The organism is Flavobacterium sp. N2550 (assembly GCF_025947265.1).
Taxonomy (GTDB): Bacteria; Bacteroidota; Bacteroidia; order Flavobacteriales; family Flavobacteriaceae; genus Flavobacterium; species Flavobacterium endophyticum.
Window position 1 is genome coordinate 1,577,163 of the sequence record NZ_CP110007.1, and the last position, 14,113, is coordinate 1,591,275.

Consider the following 14,113-nt stretch of genomic DNA (forward strand, 5'->3'; position numbering starts at 1 on the left):
TCATTAAGAAATGGCTAGAGATTTAAAATACACAAGAAATATCGGAATTGCTGCTCATATTGATGCTGGTAAAACAACAACAACTGAGCGTATCCTTTTTTATACTGGAAAATCACATAAGATTGGTGAGGTGCACGATGGTGCTGCAACAATGGACTGGATGGCTCAAGAGCAAGAGAGAGGTATTACAATTACTTCTGCTGCTACAACTTGTGAGTGGAACTTTCCAACTGAACAAGGAAAAGCACTTCCAGAAAGCAAGCCTTATCACTTTAACATCATCGATACTCCTGGACACGTTGACTTTACCGTTGAGGTAAACCGTTCTTTGAGAGTGTTGGATGGATTGGTTTTCTTGTTTAGTGCAGTTGATGGTGTTGAGCCTCAATCTGAGACTAACTGGAGACTTGCTGATCAATACAGAGTTCCTCGTATGGGATTCGTAAATAAAATGGACCGTCAAGGTTCAAACTTCTTAGGAGTTTGCCAACAGGTTCGTGATATGTTGAAATCAAACGCTGTGGCAATTACGTTGCCTATCGGTGATGAGATCGACTTTAAAGGTGTGGTTGACTTAGTGAAAAATCAAGCTATCGTATGGCATGATGAAACACAAGGGGCTACGTTTGATATCGTGCCTATCCCTGCGGATATGGTTGACGAAGTTAAACAATACCGTTCTATCTTGATCGAGGCAGTTGCTGATTATGATGAAAACCTTTTAGATAAGTATATGGAAGATGAATCTTCTATTACTGAAGAGGAAATCAATACAGCATTAAGAGCGGCTACAATTGACATGGCTATCATTCCTATGATTGCTGGTTCTTCTTTCAAAAACAAAGGAGTTCAGTTCATGTTGGACGCTGTATGTAAATATTTGCCTTCTCCGCTAGATAAAGAAGGTATCGAAGGAATTGATCCTGATGATGCTGATTTATTAGAAGAAGACCAAACTAAAATCTTGCGTAAGCCAGATGTAAAAGAGCCATTTGCTGCTCTTGCATTTAAGATTGCAACTGACCCATTCGTAGGTCGTTTGGCTTTCTTCCGTGCTTATTCTGGTCGTTTAGATGCAGGTTCTTATGTTTTGAACACGCGTTCTGGAAACAAAGAAAGAATCTCTCGTATCTACCAAATGCACGCTAACAAGCAAAATCCTATCGAGTACATCGAGGCTGGAGATATTGGAGCTGCTGTTGGATTTAAGGATATCAAAACTGGAGATACGTTGTGTGATGAAAAACACCCAATCATTCTTGAGTCTATGAAATTCCCTGATCCGGTAATTGGTATTGCGATTGAGCCTAAGACTAAGGCTGACGTAGATAAAATGGGTATGGCTTTGGCTAAATTGGCTGAAGAAGATCCAACGTTTACAGTTAGAACAGATGAGGCTTCAGGTCAAACTATTATCTCAGGTATGGGTGAGCTTCACTTAGATATCTTGGTAGATAGAATGAAACGTGAGTTCAAAGTAGAGGTAAACCAAGGTGAGCCTCAAGTAGAATATAAAGAAGCGTTCACAAGATCAGCTCAACATAGAGAAACGTACAAAAAACAATCTGGAGGTCGTGGTAAATTCGGTGATATCGTATTTAGAATCGAGCCTGCTGATGAAGTTGACGGTAAAGTTCCAGTTGGATTGCAGTTTGTTAACGAAGTAAAAGGTGGTAATGTTCCTAAAGAATATATCCCGGCTGTTGAAAAAGGTTTCAGAGAAGCTATGAAGCAAGGTCCTCTAGCAGGATATGCAGTAGATAGTTTGAAAGTAACTTTATTAGACGGATCTTTCCACCCTGTGGATTCTGATGCTCTTTCTTTTGAATTAGCTGCGAAAATGGGTTACAAAGAGTCTGGGAAAGCTGCAGGTGCTGTTATCCTTGAGCCTATCATGAAAATCGAGGTTATTACTCCAGAAGAAAACATGGGTGATATCGTTGGTGACTTGAACCGTCGTAGAGGTCAAGTGAATGATATGGGTGACAGAAATGGTGCTAAAACTATCAAGGCTGATGTGCCATTATCAGAAATGTTCGGTTATGTTACAACATTAAGAACATTGTCATCAGGTAGAGCTACTTCAACAATGGAGTTTTCTCACTATGCTGAAACGCCTTCTAATATTTCAGAAGCGGTAATCAAAAAAGCAAAAGGTAACGCTTAATTCTAAAGAAAAATGAGTCAAAAAATCAGAATAAAACTAAAATCTTACGATCACAATTTGGTAGATAAGTCTGCTGAGAAGATTGTAAAAACTGTAAAAAGTACAGGTGCAGTGGTAACAGGACCAATTCCGTTGCCAACTCACAAAAAGATTTTTACTGTGTTGCGTTCTCCGCACGTTAACAAAAAATCAAGAGAGCAATTTGAAGTAATGTCATACAAAAGATTGTTAGACATTTATTCTTCTTCATCAAAAACAATCGACGCTCTAATGAAATTAGAGTTGCCAAGTGGAGTTGAAGTAGAGATCAAAGTATAAGTATCTCATTAAGAAAGTAACACATTATTTAGACGAAAAAATATTTTTAGGAATAACCGCAAATTATTTATACTTTTGCGCCTCCAAAAATAGAACGTCGTTTAAATAATGTGTTCTATATTTTGTATTTTAATAATTAATAATTAATATTTTATGTCTGGGTTAATTGGTAGAAAAATCGGCATGACTAGTATTTTCGATGAAAACGGGAAAAACATTCCTTGTACAGTAATCGAAGCTGGACCATGCGTTGTTACCCAAGTCAGAACCAAAGGTGTTGACGGGTATGAAGCGTTACAACTTGGTTTCGATGACAAAAACGAGAAACACTCCACTAAAGCTGACTTAGGTCACTTTAAAAAAGCTGGTACTGTTGCTAAGAAAAAAGTCGTTGAATTCAAGTTTGAAAACGAACACAAATTAGGTGATGTATTAACAGTTGATGTTTTTACAGAAGGCGAATTTGTAGATGTTCAAGGTGTATCTAAAGGTAAAGGTTTCCAAGGTGTTGTGAAACGTCACGGTTTTGGTGGTGTTGGACAAGCTACACATGGTCAGCACAATCGTTTAAGAGCGCCAGGATCTGTAGGAGCTTCTTCTTATCCTTCTAGAGTATTCAAAGGAATGCGTATGGCAGGAAGAATGGGAACTGATAATGTGACTGTTCAAAATTTAAGAGTTTTGAAAGTTGTTGCTGAGAAGAACCTACTTTTAGTAAAAGGATGTGTTCCAGGACACAATAACTCTTATGTAATCATTCAGAAGTAATGGAAGTAAAAGTTTTAAATTTCAACGGAAAAGAAACTGGCAGAACGATCACTCTTTCTGATTCAGTATTCGCAATTGAGCCAAATAATCACGCAGTATACCTTGATGTAAAGCAATATCTTGCTAACCAAAGACAAGGAACGCACAAAGCTAAAGAAAGAGCTGAAGTTGCAGGATCTACTCGTAAGATTAAAAAGCAAAAAGGAACAGGTACAGCTCGTGCTGGTAGTGCTAAGAACCCTTTGTTTAAAGGTGGAGGTACAGTTTTCGGCCCAAGACCAAGAAGCTATTCATTCAAATTGAATAAAAACTTGAAGCGTTTGGCAAGAAAATCGGCTTTCTCAATTAAAGCAAAAGAGTCAAATATTATAGTATTAGAAGATTTCAATTTTGAAGTTCCAAACACTAAAAATTTCATTAACGTTTTGAAAGCTTTAGGGTTAGAGAATAAAAAATCTTTGTTTGTGTTGGGAGAGTCAAATAAAAATGTATATTTGTCCTCACGCAATTTAAAGGCGTCTAGCGTTGTAACTAGTTCAGAATTAAGTACTTATGCTATTTTAAATGCAAATAATTTAGTGCTTTTAGAAGGGTCTTTAGAAGGAATTGAAGAAAATTTAAGCAAATAATAGGCCATGAGTATCATAATTAAACCTATAATTACAGAAAAAATTACCAAAGATGGTGAGGTTTTCAATCGCTTTGGATTCATTGTTGACAAAAGAGCAAACAAAATTCAAATTAAGAATGCTATCGAGGCAGCTTATGGAATTACAGTTGTTGAAGTGAACACAATGAACTACAGAGCTGATAGATCTACTAAATACACTAAAAGTGGTATTATCAATGGAAAGACAAATGCTTATAAAAAAGCAATTGTTCAAGTACAAGAAGGAGAAACGATAGATTTTTATAATAATATCTAATAAATAAGGCAGAAACATGTCAGTTAGAAAATTAAAACCTATTACCCCGGGTCAGCGTTTTAGAGTTGTTAATGGTTTTGACGCCATTACAACTGATAAGCCGGAGCGTTCATTGATCGCACCGATAAAAAACTCAGGAGGTAGAAATAGTCAAGGAAAGATGACCATGCGTTATACGGGTGGTGGTCACAAGCAGAGATATCGTATTATTGATTTCAAAAGAACAAAAGATGGAATTCCAGCTTCTGTGAAATCAATTGAATACGATCCAAATCGTACTGCATTTATCGCTTTGTTAGCTTATGCTGATGGAGAGAAAACTTATATTATCGCTCAAAACGGATTGCAAGTTGGTCAGAAAGTAGTTTCTGGTCCAGAAGCATCTCCAGAAATCGGTAATACATTGCCTTTGAGTAAAATTCCTTTGGGAACTGTTATCTCTTGTATTGAGTTGCGTCCAGGTCAAGGAGCTGTTATTGCTCGTTCTGCTGGAACTTTCGCTCAATTAATGGCAAGAGATGGAAAATATGCTACAATCAAAATGCCTTCAGGTGAGACAAGATTAATCTTGCTTACTTGTTCTGCTACAATTGGAGCTGTATCTAATTCTGATCATCAATTAGTAGTATCTGGTAAAGCAGGTAGAACTAGATGGTTAGGTAGAAGACCTAGAACAAGACCAGTTGCGATGAACCCTGTTGATCACCCAATGGGTGGTGGAGAAGGACGTTCTTCAGGAGGACACCCACGTTCAAGAAACGGAGTTCCTGCTAAAGGTTACAGAACGCGTTCTAAGCAAAATCCGAGTAACAAGTATATCGTAGAACGTAGAAAGAAATAATAAGATATGGCACGTTCATTAAAAAAAGGACCTTTCGTTCACTATAAATTAGATAAGAAAGTTCAAGAAAATATTGAAAAAGGTAACAAAGGAGTTGTAAAGACTTGGTCTAGAGCTTCGATGATTACTCCAGATTTTGTTGGACAAACTATCGCAGTTCATAACGGTCGTCAGTTTGTACCGGTTTACGTAACAGAAAACATGGTAGGTCACAAATTAGGAGAATTTTCACCAACAAGATCTTTTAGAGGTCACGCTGGAGCAAAAAATAAAGGTAAAAAATAAGAAGCAATGGGAGTTCGTAAAAGAGAAAGAGCTGAAGGCATCAAAGAAGCTAATAAGCAAGTTGCCTTCGCAAAATTGAATAACTGCCCTACTTCACCTAGAAAAATGCGCTTAGTAGCAGATCTAGTAAGAGGTCAGAAAGTGGAAAGAGCTTTGAATATTTTAAGATTCAGCTCTAAAGAAGCTTCAAGAAAGTTAGAAAAACTTTTGTTATCTGCAATCAACAACTGGGAGCAGAAAAATGCAGAAGGTAACGTAGCTGAAGCAGGCTTGATTATTAAAGAGATCAGAGTAGATGGTGGAATGATGTTGAAAAGACTTCGTCCAGCTCCACAAGGTCGCGCACATAGAATTAGAAAACGTTCTAACCACGTAACTATCGTATTAGGACAATTAGATAACACACAAAGCAATTAATAAAGATGGGACAAAAGACAAATCCGATTGGAAACAGGCTTGGTATCATCAGAGGATGGGATTCAAACTGGTATGGTGGAAATGATTACGGTGACAAACTTGCCGAAGATCACAAAATCAGAAAGTACATCCACGCTCGTTTATCAAAAGCTAGTGTATCAAAAGTAATCATCGAGAGAACTTTGAAACTTGTAACCGTTACTATCACTACTGCTAGACCAGGTATCATTATCGGGAAAGGTGGCCAAGAGGTAGACAAGTTGAAAGAAGAGCTTAAGAAAATTACTGACAAAGAGGTTCAAATCAACATCTTTGAAATTAAAAGACCAGAACTAGATGCTTACCTAGTAGGTACTAGCATTGCTCGTCAGATTGAAAGTCGTATTTCTTACAGAAGAGCAATTAAAATGGCTATCGCTGCCGCTATGCGTATGAACGCAGAAGGTGTGAAAGTTATGATTTCAGGTCGTTTGAACGGTGCTGAGATGGCACGTTCAGAAATGTTCAAAGAAGGAAGAATTCCTCTATCAACTTTCAGAGCTGACATTGATTATGCACTTGCTGAGGCTCACACTACTTACGGTAGAATGGGAATCAAAGTGTGGATCATGAAAGGTGAAGTTTACGGCAAACGTGATTTGTCTCCACTAGTTGGAATGGACAAAAAACAAGCTGGAAGCGGTAAAGGCGGAGATGCTCCTCGTGGCAAATCTGACAGAAACAGCAAACCAAACCCACGTAAAAGAAAGTAATTTTTAAATTAAAGAAAAATGTTACAGCCTAAAAGAACAAAATACCGCAAGGTACAGAAGGGTAAAATGAAAGGAAACTCTCAAAGAGGGCATGAACTTTCTAATGGAATGTTTGGTATTAAATCTGTTCATGAAACTGGAATGTTCCTAACTTCTCGTCAAATCGAGGCGGCACGTATCGCTGCAACTCGTTTTATGAAAAGAGAAGGTCAATTATGGATCAAAATATTTCCAGACAAACCAATCACAAAGAAGCCTCTTGAAGTACGTATGGGTAAAGGTAAAGGTGCAGTTGAATATTGGGCTGCAGTTGTTAAACCCGGAAGAATTATGTTTGAAGTTGGAGGAGTACCTTTGTCTGTTGCAAAAGAAGCTTTGCGTCTTGCAGCACAAAAACTTCCAGTAAAAACTAAGTTTGTCGTAGCTAGAGATTTCGAAGCATAATCAATTTTTATTATGAAACAATCAGAAATTAAAGATCTGTCTGCAGCTGAGTTACAAGAGAAACTTAGTCAGTTAAAAAAGACATATGCCGACCTAAAAAATGCTCACGCTATTTCTCCAATTGAAAATCCGCTTCAAATCAGAAGCCTAAGAAGATCAGTTGCAAGAATCGCTACAGAGTTAAGCAAAAGAGAGCTACAGTAATTGTATTCTGCTAAAAGATGGAAGAAAAAAGAAATTTAAGAAAAGAGAGAATCGGTGTTGTTACTAGCAATAAAATGGAGAAATCTATTGTTGTTTCTGAAACAAGAAGAGTAAAACACCCTTTATACGGTAAGTTCGTGTTGAAAACTAAAAAATACGTTGCACACGACGAAACAAACGACTGTAACATTGGAGATACTGTAAGAATTAGCGAAACGCGTCCTTTAAGTAAATCAAAATGTTGGAGATTAGTTGAAATCATTGAAAGAGCTAAATAATTATGGTACAACAAGAATCAAGACTAAAAGTAGCAGATAACACAGGAGCTAAAGAAGTTTTAACTATCCGTGTTTTAGGAGGTACCAAAAGAAGGTATGCCTCTGTTGGTGACAAGATTGTAGTATCTATCAAAGATGCAACTCCAAACGGAAACGTAAAAAAAGGAGCTGTTTCAACTGCAGTTGTTGTACGTACCAAAAAAGAAGTGAGAAGAGCCGATGGTTCTTATATCCGTTTCGATGACAATGCTTGTGTTCTTTTGAACGCTGCAGGTGAAATGAGAGGAACTCGTGTTTTTGGTCCAGTAGCAAGAGAGCTTCGTGAAAAACAATTCATGAAGATTGTATCATTAGCACCAGAAGTGCTTTAATTATTTACAAGATGATAAAGCTAAAAATCAAATCAGGAGATACAGTAAGAGTTATCGCAGGTGACCATAAAGGTTCTGAAGGTAAGGTTGTACGTGTAGATCGTGAAAAAAATAAAGCGATTGTTGAAGGTGTTAACATGGTTTCAAAACACACGAAACCAAGTGCGAAAAACCCTCAAGGTGGTATCGTTAAGAAAGAAGCTCCAATACATATTTCTAACCTATCTCTTATAGATCCTAAAACTAAGGAAGCTACAAGAACAGGTGTGAAAGTAGAAGGAGATAAGAAAGTAAGATTTTCAAAAAAATCTAATCAAGTATTATAGTGATGGCTTATATACCTAGACTAAAACAAGAATATAAGGACAGAGTGATCTCTGCACTTAAAGAAGAATTCGGTTACAAAAACGTAATGCAAGTTCCTAAATTGGAAAAAATCGTTTTGAGCCGTGGAGTTGGTGCCGCTGTATCTGATAAAAAACTTATCGATTATGCAGTTGAAGAGTTGACAAAAATTACAGGTCAAAAAGCAGTATCAACTATTTCTAAGAAAGACGTTGCGTCATTCAAATTGAGAAAAGGAATGCCAATTGGTGCAAAAGTTACTTTGCGTGGTGAAAGAATGTATGAGTTCTTAGACAGATTGATTACATCTTCATTGCCACGAGTAAGAGACTTTAGCGGAATCAAAGCTACTGGTTTTGACGGAAGAGGAAATTACAACCTTGGAGTTTTGGAGCAAATCATTTTCCCAGAAATTGATATTGACAAAGTAAACAAAATCTCAGGAATGGACATTACCTTTGTTACGACTGCAAAAACAGACAAAGAAGCGAAGTCATTATTAGCAGAATTAGGATTACCTTTTAAAAAGAATTAAGTTATGGCTAAAGAATCAATGAAAGCCCGTGAGGTAAAAAGAGAAAAAACGGTAGCAAAGTATGCTGAAAAAAGAAAAGCTTTATTAGAAGCTGGAGATTATGAAGGCCTACAAAAATTACCGAAAAATGCTTCTCCTGTTCGTTTGCACAACCGTTGCAAATTAACTGGAAGACCTAGAGGGTATATGCGTCAATTCGGTATTTCACGTGTAACTTTCCGTGAAATGGCTAATAATGGATTGATACCAGGAGTTAAAAAAGCCAGCTGGTAAAATCAAAAATTTTGTTTTCTCGACAGATAGTTGTAAGTTTGCCGGATTTTTGCCGCGAACCGGCAACTATCTGTTGATTAATTAGTAAGTTTTAATGGTTTCAGGTTCTACCGGAAAGTCCGGGACGAATACCAAAACCGCAATTTTAATTATATGTATACAGATCCTATTGCGGATTATTTGACAAGAGTTAGAAACGCTGTGGCTGCAAACCACAAAGTCGTTGAAATTCCTGCTTCTAATCTTAAAAAAGAAATCACAAAGATTTTATTTGATCAAGGTTATATCTTGAGCTACAAATTTGAAGACAACTCTGTTCAGGGTTCAATCAAAATCGCTTTGAAGTATGATAAAGATACTAAAGAGCCGGTAATCAAAGATATCCAAAGAATTAGTAAACCAGGTTTGCGTAAATATGCAGGTGCTTCTAACCTTCCAAGAATCCTTAACGGATTAGGAATTGCTATTGTTTCTACATCAAGAGGATTGATGACAGGAAAACAAGCTAAGCAATTGAACATTGGTGGTGAGGTAATTTGTTACGTATACTAATAAAACGACTTAACGATGTCAAGAATAGGTAAAAATCCAATTGTAGTTCCAGCTGGAGTAACTGTAGAAGTTGCAGAAGGAGTAATTACAGTAAAAGGAAAATTAGGTCAACTTACTCAGGAATATTCTGATGTTACTGTAAAAGTTGAAGATGGTCAAGTTCTAGTTGAAAGATCATCTGATCAAAAAGATCAAAGAGCAAAACACGGATTATACAGATCATTAATCAATAACATGATTATTGGTGTATCTGAAGGTTTTACAAAAGAATTAGAATTGGTTGGGGTAGGTTACAGAGCTTCTAACCAAGGACAAAAACTTGACTTGGCTCTTGGATTTTCTCATAACATCATTTTAGAAATCGCTCCTGAAGTTAAATTGGAGACAGTTTCTGAGAAAGGTAAAAATCCAATCGTAAAATTAACATCTTTCGATAAACAACTTGTAGGACAAGTGGCTGCGAAAATTAGAAATTTCCGTAAACCAGAACCTTACAAAGGAAAAGGAGTTAAGTTTGTTGGTGAAGTATTAAGAAGAAAAGCAGGTAAATCAGCTTAAAAATAAAAGATTATGTCATTAACAAAATCTGAAAGAAGACAGAGAATTAAATTCAGAATCAGAAAAATCGTAAGCGGTACTGCCGCAAAACCAAGACTTTCTGTATTCAGAAGTAACAAAGAAATCTATGCACAGCTCATAGACGATGTAAATGGTGTTACTTTATTGGCTGCTTCATCTAGAGAGAAAGAAGTAGGTACTAAAGGTACAAACGTTGAAGTTGCAGCATCAGTTGGAAAATTGGTAGCAGAAAAAGCGTTAAAAGCCGGAATTGAAACTGTTACCTTCGATAGAGGTGGGTATCTATATCACGGTCGTATTAAATCATTAGCAGAAGGCGCTAGAGCGGCTGGACTTAAATTCTAAGAAATTATGTATCATAAATACAAAAACGTAGAGTTAGTAAAACCAAGTGGACTTGAATTAAAGGATCGTTTGGTGAGTGTGAACCGTGTAACTAAAGTTACAAAAGGTGGTAGAGCTTTTGGTTTTTCTGCAATTGTAGTTGTAGGCGACGAGAATGGTGTAGTTGGACATGGTCTTGGAAAATCTAAAGATGTTTCTGAAGCTATTGCTAAAGCAGTAGAAGATGCAAAGAAAAATCTTGTGAAAATTCCATTGAGCAGCAAAACTGTTCCTCATGAACAAAAAGGTAAATTTGGTGGAGCACGTGTTTTCTTGATCCCTGCATCTCATGGTACAGGAGTTATCGCTGGTGGAGCTGTTCGTTCAGTTCTTGAATCAGTTGGAATTCACGACGTATTGTCAAAATCTCAAGGTTCTTCGAATCCTCACAACGTGGTAAAAGCAACTTTTGATGCTTTATTGCAAATGAGAAGCGCTTATACTGTTGCAAAACAAAGAGGTGTTTCTTTAGAGAAAGTTTTTAAAGGTTAATTCAAGGAAATTATGGCGAAATTATTAGTAAAACAAGTTAGAAGCAAAATCAATTGTCCTCTATCTCAGAAAAGAGGTCTTGAAGCTTTAGGTCTTCGTAAAATGGGACAAGTTGTGGAGCATGATTCAAATCCTGCTATCCTTGGGATGATAAACAAAGTAAAACACTTAGTTTCTGTTGAAGAAGCTAAATAACAAATTATAGTTATGAATTTAAGTAACTTACAGCCAGCTGAAGGCTCAACACACAATCAAAACAAAAGATTAGGTAGAGGAGAAGGTTCTGGAAAAGGTGGTACTTCTGCAAGAGGTCACAAAGGAGCTAAATCTCGTTCTGGTTATTCTAAAAAGATTGGTTTTGAAGGAGGTCAAATGCCACTTCAAAGACGTGTGCCTAAATTTGGTTTCAAAAACATCAATCGTAAAGAATACGAAGGTGTAAACCTTGATACGCTTCAAGCTTTGGTTGATAATGGAATTGTTACAGATAACACTGTTGATATGACAGTTTTCGTAGCTAACCGTTTGGCAACTAAAAACGAAATCGTAAAGATTTTGGGAAGAGGTGAATTGAAAGCTAAATTAAAGGTAACCGCTCATAAATTTACTGCTACTGCAAAAGCTGCAATCGAAGCTGCTGGTGGAGAAGCCGTAACTTTATAATTCTTATAATCAAGATGAAGAAATTTATAGAATCGTTAAGCAATGTTTGGAAGATTGAAGAGCTAAAAAATAGAATTTTAGTTACTCTTGGTTTGTTATTGGTGTATCGTTTTGGTGCTCAGGTAACACTTCCAGGTATTGATGCGACTAAGTTAAATGGACTTACTGATCAAACAAAAGAAGGAATCGGATGGTTAATCGATGTATTTACAGGTGGTGCGTTTTCGCAAGCATCTGTATTTGCATTGGGTATCATGCCGTATATCTCTGCATCTATCGTAGTTCAATTGATGGGTATTGCTGTGCCTTACCTTCAAAAACTACAGAAAGATGGTGAAAGTGGAAGAAAGAAAATGAACCAAATCACGCGTTGGTTGACTATCGTTATTACTTTAGTTCAAGCTCCGGGTTATATTTTCAATCTTTACAGAACTTTGCCAGGAGAAGCTTTCCTTTCTAATGTGAACCCAGGATTGATCTCGCCTTTTGCGTTCCAGTTCTTATCTGTGGTAATACTTGTTTCAGGTACTATCTTCGCAATGTGGCTGGGTGAAAAAATTACTGATAAAGGAATTGGAAACGGTATATCGTTATTGATCATGGTAGGTATTATTGCGAGAATGCCACAAGCATTCATCCAAGAATTCTCTACTAGAGTAACAAACAATAACGGTGGTCCAATGCTATTGGTTTTCGAAGTAATAATTTGGTTGCTCGTCATCGTAGCTTGTGTTCTATTAGTAATGGCCGTTCGAAAGATTCCGGTGCAGTATGCTCGTCGTACCGCTTCTGGTGAATTCGAACAAGGAGGAAACAGACAGTGGATTCCATTGAAGCTTAACGCTTCTGGAGTTATGCCGATCATTTTTGCTCAAGCAATTATGTTCATTCCTGCTGCTTTGGCTGGTCTATCTAGTTCAGAAACAGCTACTTCAGTGAGTACCGCTTTCCAGAATATCTTCGGATGGCAGTATAATCTGGTTTTTGCTCTGTTAATCATAGTTTTTACTTACTTTTACACCGCAATTACAGTACCTACAAATAAAATGGCAGATGATCTAAAAAGAAGTGGTGGTTTCATTCCTGGAATTAGACCGGGAGCAGAAACTTCTGAGTTTTTAGATAAAATCATGTCCTATATAACGTTCCCAGGTTCATTATTTCTTGCTTTAATAGCTGTGTTCCCAGCAATTGTTGTAAGTGTTTTGAGTGTTCAACCATCTTGGGCCTTGTTTTATGGAGGTACATCGTTATTGATTATGGTTGGAGTTGCAAGTGATACTATCCAGCAAATTAATTCTTATTTGTTGAACAAGCATTACGACGGTTTGATGAAAAGTGGTAAAAATAGAAAAGCAGTAGCTTAATTTTTATGGCAAAACAATCAGCAATAGAACAAGACGGATCCATCATCGAAGCATTATCAAATGCGATGTTCCGTGTAGAGTTAGAAAATGGACATATTGTAATTGCTCACATCTCTGGAAAAATGCGTATGCATTATATCAAGTTATTGCCTGGCGATAAAGTGAAACTAGAAATGAGTCCTTACGATCTGTCAAAAGCAAGAATTACTTATAGATACTAAAGCTATTAAAATGAAAGTAAGAGCATCAGTTAAAAAAAGAAGTGCCGAGTGCATTATCGTACGAAGAAAAGGAAGATTGTACGTTATTAATAAAAAGAATCCTAGATTTAAACAAAGACAAGGATAGTTATGGCAAGAATAGCAGGGGTAGATATACCTAAAAACAAAAGAGGAGTTATCGCTTTAACTTATATCTTCGGAATAGGAAAAAGCAGAGCTATTGAGATTTTAGAAAAAGCTCAAGTAAGCCAAGATACTAAAGTTCAAGATTGGAATGATGACGAAATCGGAGCTATCCGTGATGCCGTTTCATATTTCAAAATCGAAGGTGAATTGCGTTCAGAGATTTCATTAAACATCAAACGTTTGATGGATATCGGATGCTACAGAGGAATCCGTCACAGATCTGGTCTTCCATTAAGAGGACAAAGAACTAAGAACAACTCTAGAACAAGAAAAGGTAAAAGAAAAACTGTTGCTAACAAGAAAAAAGCAACTAAATAATAAGTAGTATGGCTAAGGCAAGTGCAAAAAAACGTAAAGTTATCGTTGAATCAACAGGCGAAGCTCATATTAGTGCAACTTTTAACAACATCATCATTTCTTTGACTAACAAAAAAGGTGAAGTTATTTCTTGGTCTTCAGCTGGTAAAATGGGCTTCAGAGGTTCTAAAAAGAATACTCCATATGCAGCTCAAATGGCAGCAGAAGATTGTAGCAAAGTAGCGTTAGAAGCTGGACTTAAAAAAGTGAAAGTTTATGTAAAAGGACCAGGAAACGGACGTGAGTCTGCTATCCGTTCACTACATAACGGTGGAATTGAAGTAACAGAAATCATTGACGTTACTCCAATGCCTCACAATGGATGTCGTCCTCCAAAAAGACGTAGAGTTTAATTATATTTAAGTATAACTAGGTAGATCATAGATTA

At 36.9% G+C, this 14,113-nt stretch carries 27 protein-coding genes; all 27 read left to right on the forward strand.

The window, feature by feature from the left end:
* Positions 1–10 precede the first annotated feature (10 nt).
* The 27 genes from fusA (at position 11) to rpsK (ending at position 14,078) form a co-directional block, all read left to right on the forward strand.
* Positions 11–2,167: an elongation factor G gene (gene fusA, locus OLM56_RS06820; protein ID WP_121376830.1), complete on the forward strand. Its 2,157-nt coding sequence runs from the start codon at positions 11–13 to the stop codon at positions 2,165–2,167.
* 12 nt (positions 2,168–2,179) lie between these two features.
* The gene (gene rpsJ, locus OLM56_RS06825) at positions 2,180–2,485 is read left to right on the forward strand and encodes a 30S ribosomal protein S10 (RefSeq protein WP_056068841.1); all 306 of its coding nucleotides are present in this window, start codon (positions 2,180–2,182) and stop codon (positions 2,483–2,485) included.
* Positions 2,486–2,638: 153 nt separating this feature from the next.
* Entirely contained in the window at positions 2,639–3,253 is a 615-nt protein-coding gene (rplC, locus tag OLM56_RS06830) for a 50S ribosomal protein L3 (RefSeq protein ID WP_121376829.1), read from the forward strand.
* Positions 3,253–3,882, forward strand: coding sequence for a 50S ribosomal protein L4 (rplD, locus tag OLM56_RS06835; RefSeq protein ID WP_121376828.1), 630 nt, complete (start codon positions 3,253–3,255; stop codon positions 3,880–3,882). The genes rplC and rplD overlap by 1 nt, the downstream gene beginning before the upstream one ends.
* A 6-nt stretch (positions 3,883–3,888) precedes the next feature.
* Complete coding sequence (gene rplW / locus OLM56_RS06840) at positions 3,889–4,179, forward strand: 50S ribosomal protein L23 (RefSeq protein WP_121376827.1); 291 nt, start codon at positions 3,889–3,891, stop codon at positions 4,177–4,179.
* A gap of 16 nt (positions 4,180–4,195) precedes the next feature.
* Positions 4,196–5,020, forward strand: coding sequence for a 50S ribosomal protein L2 (rplB, locus tag OLM56_RS06845; RefSeq protein ID WP_121376826.1), 825 nt, complete (start codon positions 4,196–4,198; stop codon positions 5,018–5,020).
* Between the two features lie 6 nt (positions 5,021–5,026).
* Positions 5,027–5,305, forward strand: a complete 279-nt coding sequence (rpsS, locus tag OLM56_RS06850; protein ID WP_014085019.1) for a 30S ribosomal protein S19 — start codon at positions 5,027–5,029, stop codon at positions 5,303–5,305.
* Between the two features lie 6 nt (positions 5,306–5,311).
* Entirely contained in the window at positions 5,312–5,722 is a 411-nt protein-coding gene (rplV, locus tag OLM56_RS06855) for a 50S ribosomal protein L22 (RefSeq protein WP_121376825.1), read from the forward strand.
* A gap of 5 nt (positions 5,723–5,727) precedes the next feature.
* Positions 5,728–6,474, forward strand: coding sequence for a 30S ribosomal protein S3 (gene rpsC / locus OLM56_RS06860; RefSeq protein WP_121376824.1), 747 nt, complete (start codon positions 5,728–5,730; stop codon positions 6,472–6,474).
* 18 nt (positions 6,475–6,492) lie between these two features.
* Positions 6,493–6,918: a 50S ribosomal protein L16 gene (gene rplP, locus OLM56_RS06865; RefSeq protein ID WP_121376823.1), complete on the forward strand. Its 426-nt coding sequence runs from the start codon at positions 6,493–6,495 to the stop codon at positions 6,916–6,918.
* Positions 6,919–6,930: 12 nt separating this feature from the next.
* On the forward strand, positions 6,931–7,122 hold the full coding sequence (rpmC, locus tag OLM56_RS06870; RefSeq protein ID WP_121376822.1) for a 50S ribosomal protein L29: 192 nt from the start codon (positions 6,931–6,933) through the stop codon (positions 7,120–7,122).
* Positions 7,123–7,139: 17 nt separating this feature from the next.
* Entirely contained in the window at positions 7,140–7,400 is a 261-nt protein-coding gene (rpsQ, locus tag OLM56_RS06875; protein WP_121376821.1) for a 30S ribosomal protein S17, read from the forward strand.
* 2 nt (positions 7,401–7,402) lie between these two features.
* Positions 7,403–7,771, forward strand: coding sequence for a 50S ribosomal protein L14 (rplN, locus tag OLM56_RS06880; protein ID WP_007803649.1), 369 nt, complete (start codon positions 7,403–7,405; stop codon positions 7,769–7,771).
* Positions 7,772–7,782: 11 nt separating this feature from the next.
* Positions 7,783–8,097, forward strand: a complete 315-nt coding sequence (gene rplX, locus OLM56_RS06885) for a 50S ribosomal protein L24 (RefSeq protein ID WP_121376820.1) — start codon at positions 7,783–7,785, stop codon at positions 8,095–8,097.
* A gap of 2 nt (positions 8,098–8,099) precedes the next feature.
* A complete protein-coding gene (gene rplE, locus OLM56_RS06890; protein WP_121376819.1) occupies positions 8,100–8,651 on the forward strand; it encodes a 50S ribosomal protein L5 in 552 nt (183 codons plus the stop codon).
* 3 nt (positions 8,652–8,654) lie between these two features.
* Positions 8,655–8,924 carry a 30S ribosomal protein S14 gene (gene rpsN, locus OLM56_RS06895; protein WP_035637316.1) on the forward strand — a complete coding sequence of 90 codons (270 nt, stop codon included), beginning with the start codon at positions 8,655–8,657 and terminating at the stop codon, positions 8,922–8,924.
* A gap of 153 nt (positions 8,925–9,077) precedes the next feature.
* Entirely contained in the window at positions 9,078–9,476 is a 399-nt protein-coding gene (rpsH, locus tag OLM56_RS06900) for a 30S ribosomal protein S8 (protein WP_121376818.1), read from the forward strand.
* Positions 9,477–9,491: 15 nt separating this feature from the next.
* Entirely contained in the window at positions 9,492–10,034 is a 543-nt protein-coding gene (rplF, locus tag OLM56_RS06905; protein WP_121376817.1) for a 50S ribosomal protein L6, read from the forward strand.
* 12 nt (positions 10,035–10,046) lie between these two features.
* The gene (gene rplR, locus OLM56_RS06910) at positions 10,047–10,400 is read left to right on the forward strand and encodes a 50S ribosomal protein L18 (RefSeq protein WP_121376816.1); all 354 of its coding nucleotides are present in this window, start codon (positions 10,047–10,049) and stop codon (positions 10,398–10,400) included.
* Between the two features lie 6 nt (positions 10,401–10,406).
* A complete protein-coding gene (rpsE, locus tag OLM56_RS06915) occupies positions 10,407–10,931 on the forward strand; it encodes a 30S ribosomal protein S5 (RefSeq protein WP_121376815.1) in 525 nt (174 codons plus the stop codon).
* 12 nt (positions 10,932–10,943) lie between these two features.
* Positions 10,944–11,126, forward strand: coding sequence for a 50S ribosomal protein L30 (gene rpmD / locus OLM56_RS06920; RefSeq protein ID WP_017495010.1), 183 nt, complete (start codon positions 10,944–10,946; stop codon positions 11,124–11,126).
* A 12-nt stretch (positions 11,127–11,138) separates the two neighbouring features.
* The gene (rplO, locus tag OLM56_RS06925; RefSeq protein ID WP_056068809.1) at positions 11,139–11,594 is read left to right on the forward strand and encodes a 50S ribosomal protein L15; all 456 of its coding nucleotides are present in this window, start codon (positions 11,139–11,141) and stop codon (positions 11,592–11,594) included.
* Between the two features lie 14 nt (positions 11,595–11,608).
* A complete protein-coding gene (secY, locus tag OLM56_RS06930; RefSeq protein WP_121376814.1) occupies positions 11,609–12,961 on the forward strand; it encodes a preprotein translocase subunit SecY in 1,353 nt (450 codons plus the stop codon).
* Positions 12,962–12,966: 5 nt separating this feature from the next.
* On the forward strand, positions 12,967–13,182 hold the full coding sequence (gene infA, locus OLM56_RS06935; RefSeq protein WP_007136545.1) for a translation initiation factor IF-1: 216 nt from the start codon (positions 12,967–12,969) through the stop codon (positions 13,180–13,182).
* Between the two features lie 10 nt (positions 13,183–13,192).
* Positions 13,193–13,309, forward strand: coding sequence for a type B 50S ribosomal protein L36 (ykgO, locus tag OLM56_RS06940; RefSeq protein ID WP_002987490.1), 117 nt, complete (start codon positions 13,193–13,195; stop codon positions 13,307–13,309).
* A gap of 2 nt (positions 13,310–13,311) precedes the next feature.
* Complete coding sequence (gene rpsM, locus OLM56_RS06945; RefSeq protein WP_121376813.1) at positions 13,312–13,686, forward strand: 30S ribosomal protein S13; 375 nt, start codon at positions 13,312–13,314, stop codon at positions 13,684–13,686.
* 8 nt (positions 13,687–13,694) lie between these two features.
* A complete protein-coding gene (rpsK, locus tag OLM56_RS06950; RefSeq protein WP_027310821.1) occupies positions 13,695–14,078 on the forward strand; it encodes a 30S ribosomal protein S11 in 384 nt (127 codons plus the stop codon).
* Positions 14,079–14,113: the final 35 nt, after the last annotated feature.

Coding starts and splice junctions, on each gene's coding strand:
- fusA (WP_121376830.1), top strand. CDS start 11: ATGGCTAGAGATTTAAAATACACAAGAAATATCGGAATTGCTGCTCAT.
- rpsJ (WP_056068841.1), top strand. CDS start 2,180: ATGAGTCAAAAAATCAGAATAAAACTAAAATCTTACGATCACAATTTG.
- rplC (WP_121376829.1), top strand. CDS start 2,639: ATGTCTGGGTTAATTGGTAGAAAAATCGGCATGACTAGTATTTTCGAT.
- rplD (WP_121376828.1), top strand. CDS start 3,253: ATGGAAGTAAAAGTTTTAAATTTCAACGGAAAAGAAACTGGCAGAACG.
- rplW (WP_121376827.1), top strand. CDS start 3,889: ATGAGTATCATAATTAAACCTATAATTACAGAAAAAATTACCAAAGAT.
- rplB (WP_121376826.1), top strand. CDS start 4,196: ATGTCAGTTAGAAAATTAAAACCTATTACCCCGGGTCAGCGTTTTAGA.
- rpsS (WP_014085019.1), top strand. CDS start 5,027: ATGGCACGTTCATTAAAAAAAGGACCTTTCGTTCACTATAAATTAGAT.
- rplV (WP_121376825.1), top strand. CDS start 5,312: ATGGGAGTTCGTAAAAGAGAAAGAGCTGAAGGCATCAAAGAAGCTAAT.
- rpsC (WP_121376824.1), top strand. CDS start 5,728: ATGGGACAAAAGACAAATCCGATTGGAAACAGGCTTGGTATCATCAGA.
- rplP (WP_121376823.1), top strand. CDS start 6,493: ATGTTACAGCCTAAAAGAACAAAATACCGCAAGGTACAGAAGGGTAAA.
- rpmC (WP_121376822.1), top strand. CDS start 6,931: ATGAAACAATCAGAAATTAAAGATCTGTCTGCAGCTGAGTTACAAGAG.
- rpsQ (WP_121376821.1), top strand. CDS start 7,140: ATGGAAGAAAAAAGAAATTTAAGAAAAGAGAGAATCGGTGTTGTTACT.
- rplN (WP_007803649.1), top strand. CDS start 7,403: ATGGTACAACAAGAATCAAGACTAAAAGTAGCAGATAACACAGGAGCT.
- rplX (WP_121376820.1), top strand. CDS start 7,783: ATGATAAAGCTAAAAATCAAATCAGGAGATACAGTAAGAGTTATCGCA.
- rplE (WP_121376819.1), top strand. CDS start 8,100: ATGGCTTATATACCTAGACTAAAACAAGAATATAAGGACAGAGTGATC.
- rpsN (WP_035637316.1), top strand. CDS start 8,655: ATGGCTAAAGAATCAATGAAAGCCCGTGAGGTAAAAAGAGAAAAAACG.
- rpsH (WP_121376818.1), top strand. CDS start 9,078: ATGTATACAGATCCTATTGCGGATTATTTGACAAGAGTTAGAAACGCT.
- rplF (WP_121376817.1), top strand. CDS start 9,492: ATGTCAAGAATAGGTAAAAATCCAATTGTAGTTCCAGCTGGAGTAACT.
- rplR (WP_121376816.1), top strand. CDS start 10,047: ATGTCATTAACAAAATCTGAAAGAAGACAGAGAATTAAATTCAGAATC.
- rpsE (WP_121376815.1), top strand. CDS start 10,407: ATGTATCATAAATACAAAAACGTAGAGTTAGTAAAACCAAGTGGACTT.
- rpmD (WP_017495010.1), top strand. CDS start 10,944: ATGGCGAAATTATTAGTAAAACAAGTTAGAAGCAAAATCAATTGTCCT.
- rplO (WP_056068809.1), top strand. CDS start 11,139: ATGAATTTAAGTAACTTACAGCCAGCTGAAGGCTCAACACACAATCAA.
- secY (WP_121376814.1), top strand. CDS start 11,609: ATGAAGAAATTTATAGAATCGTTAAGCAATGTTTGGAAGATTGAAGAG.
- infA (WP_007136545.1), top strand. CDS start 12,967: ATGGCAAAACAATCAGCAATAGAACAAGACGGATCCATCATCGAAGCA.
- ykgO (WP_002987490.1), top strand. CDS start 13,193: ATGAAAGTAAGAGCATCAGTTAAAAAAAGAAGTGCCGAGTGCATTATC.
- rpsM (WP_121376813.1), top strand. CDS start 13,312: ATGGCAAGAATAGCAGGGGTAGATATACCTAAAAACAAAAGAGGAGTT.
- rpsK (WP_027310821.1), top strand. CDS start 13,695: ATGGCTAAGGCAAGTGCAAAAAAACGTAAAGTTATCGTTGAATCAACA.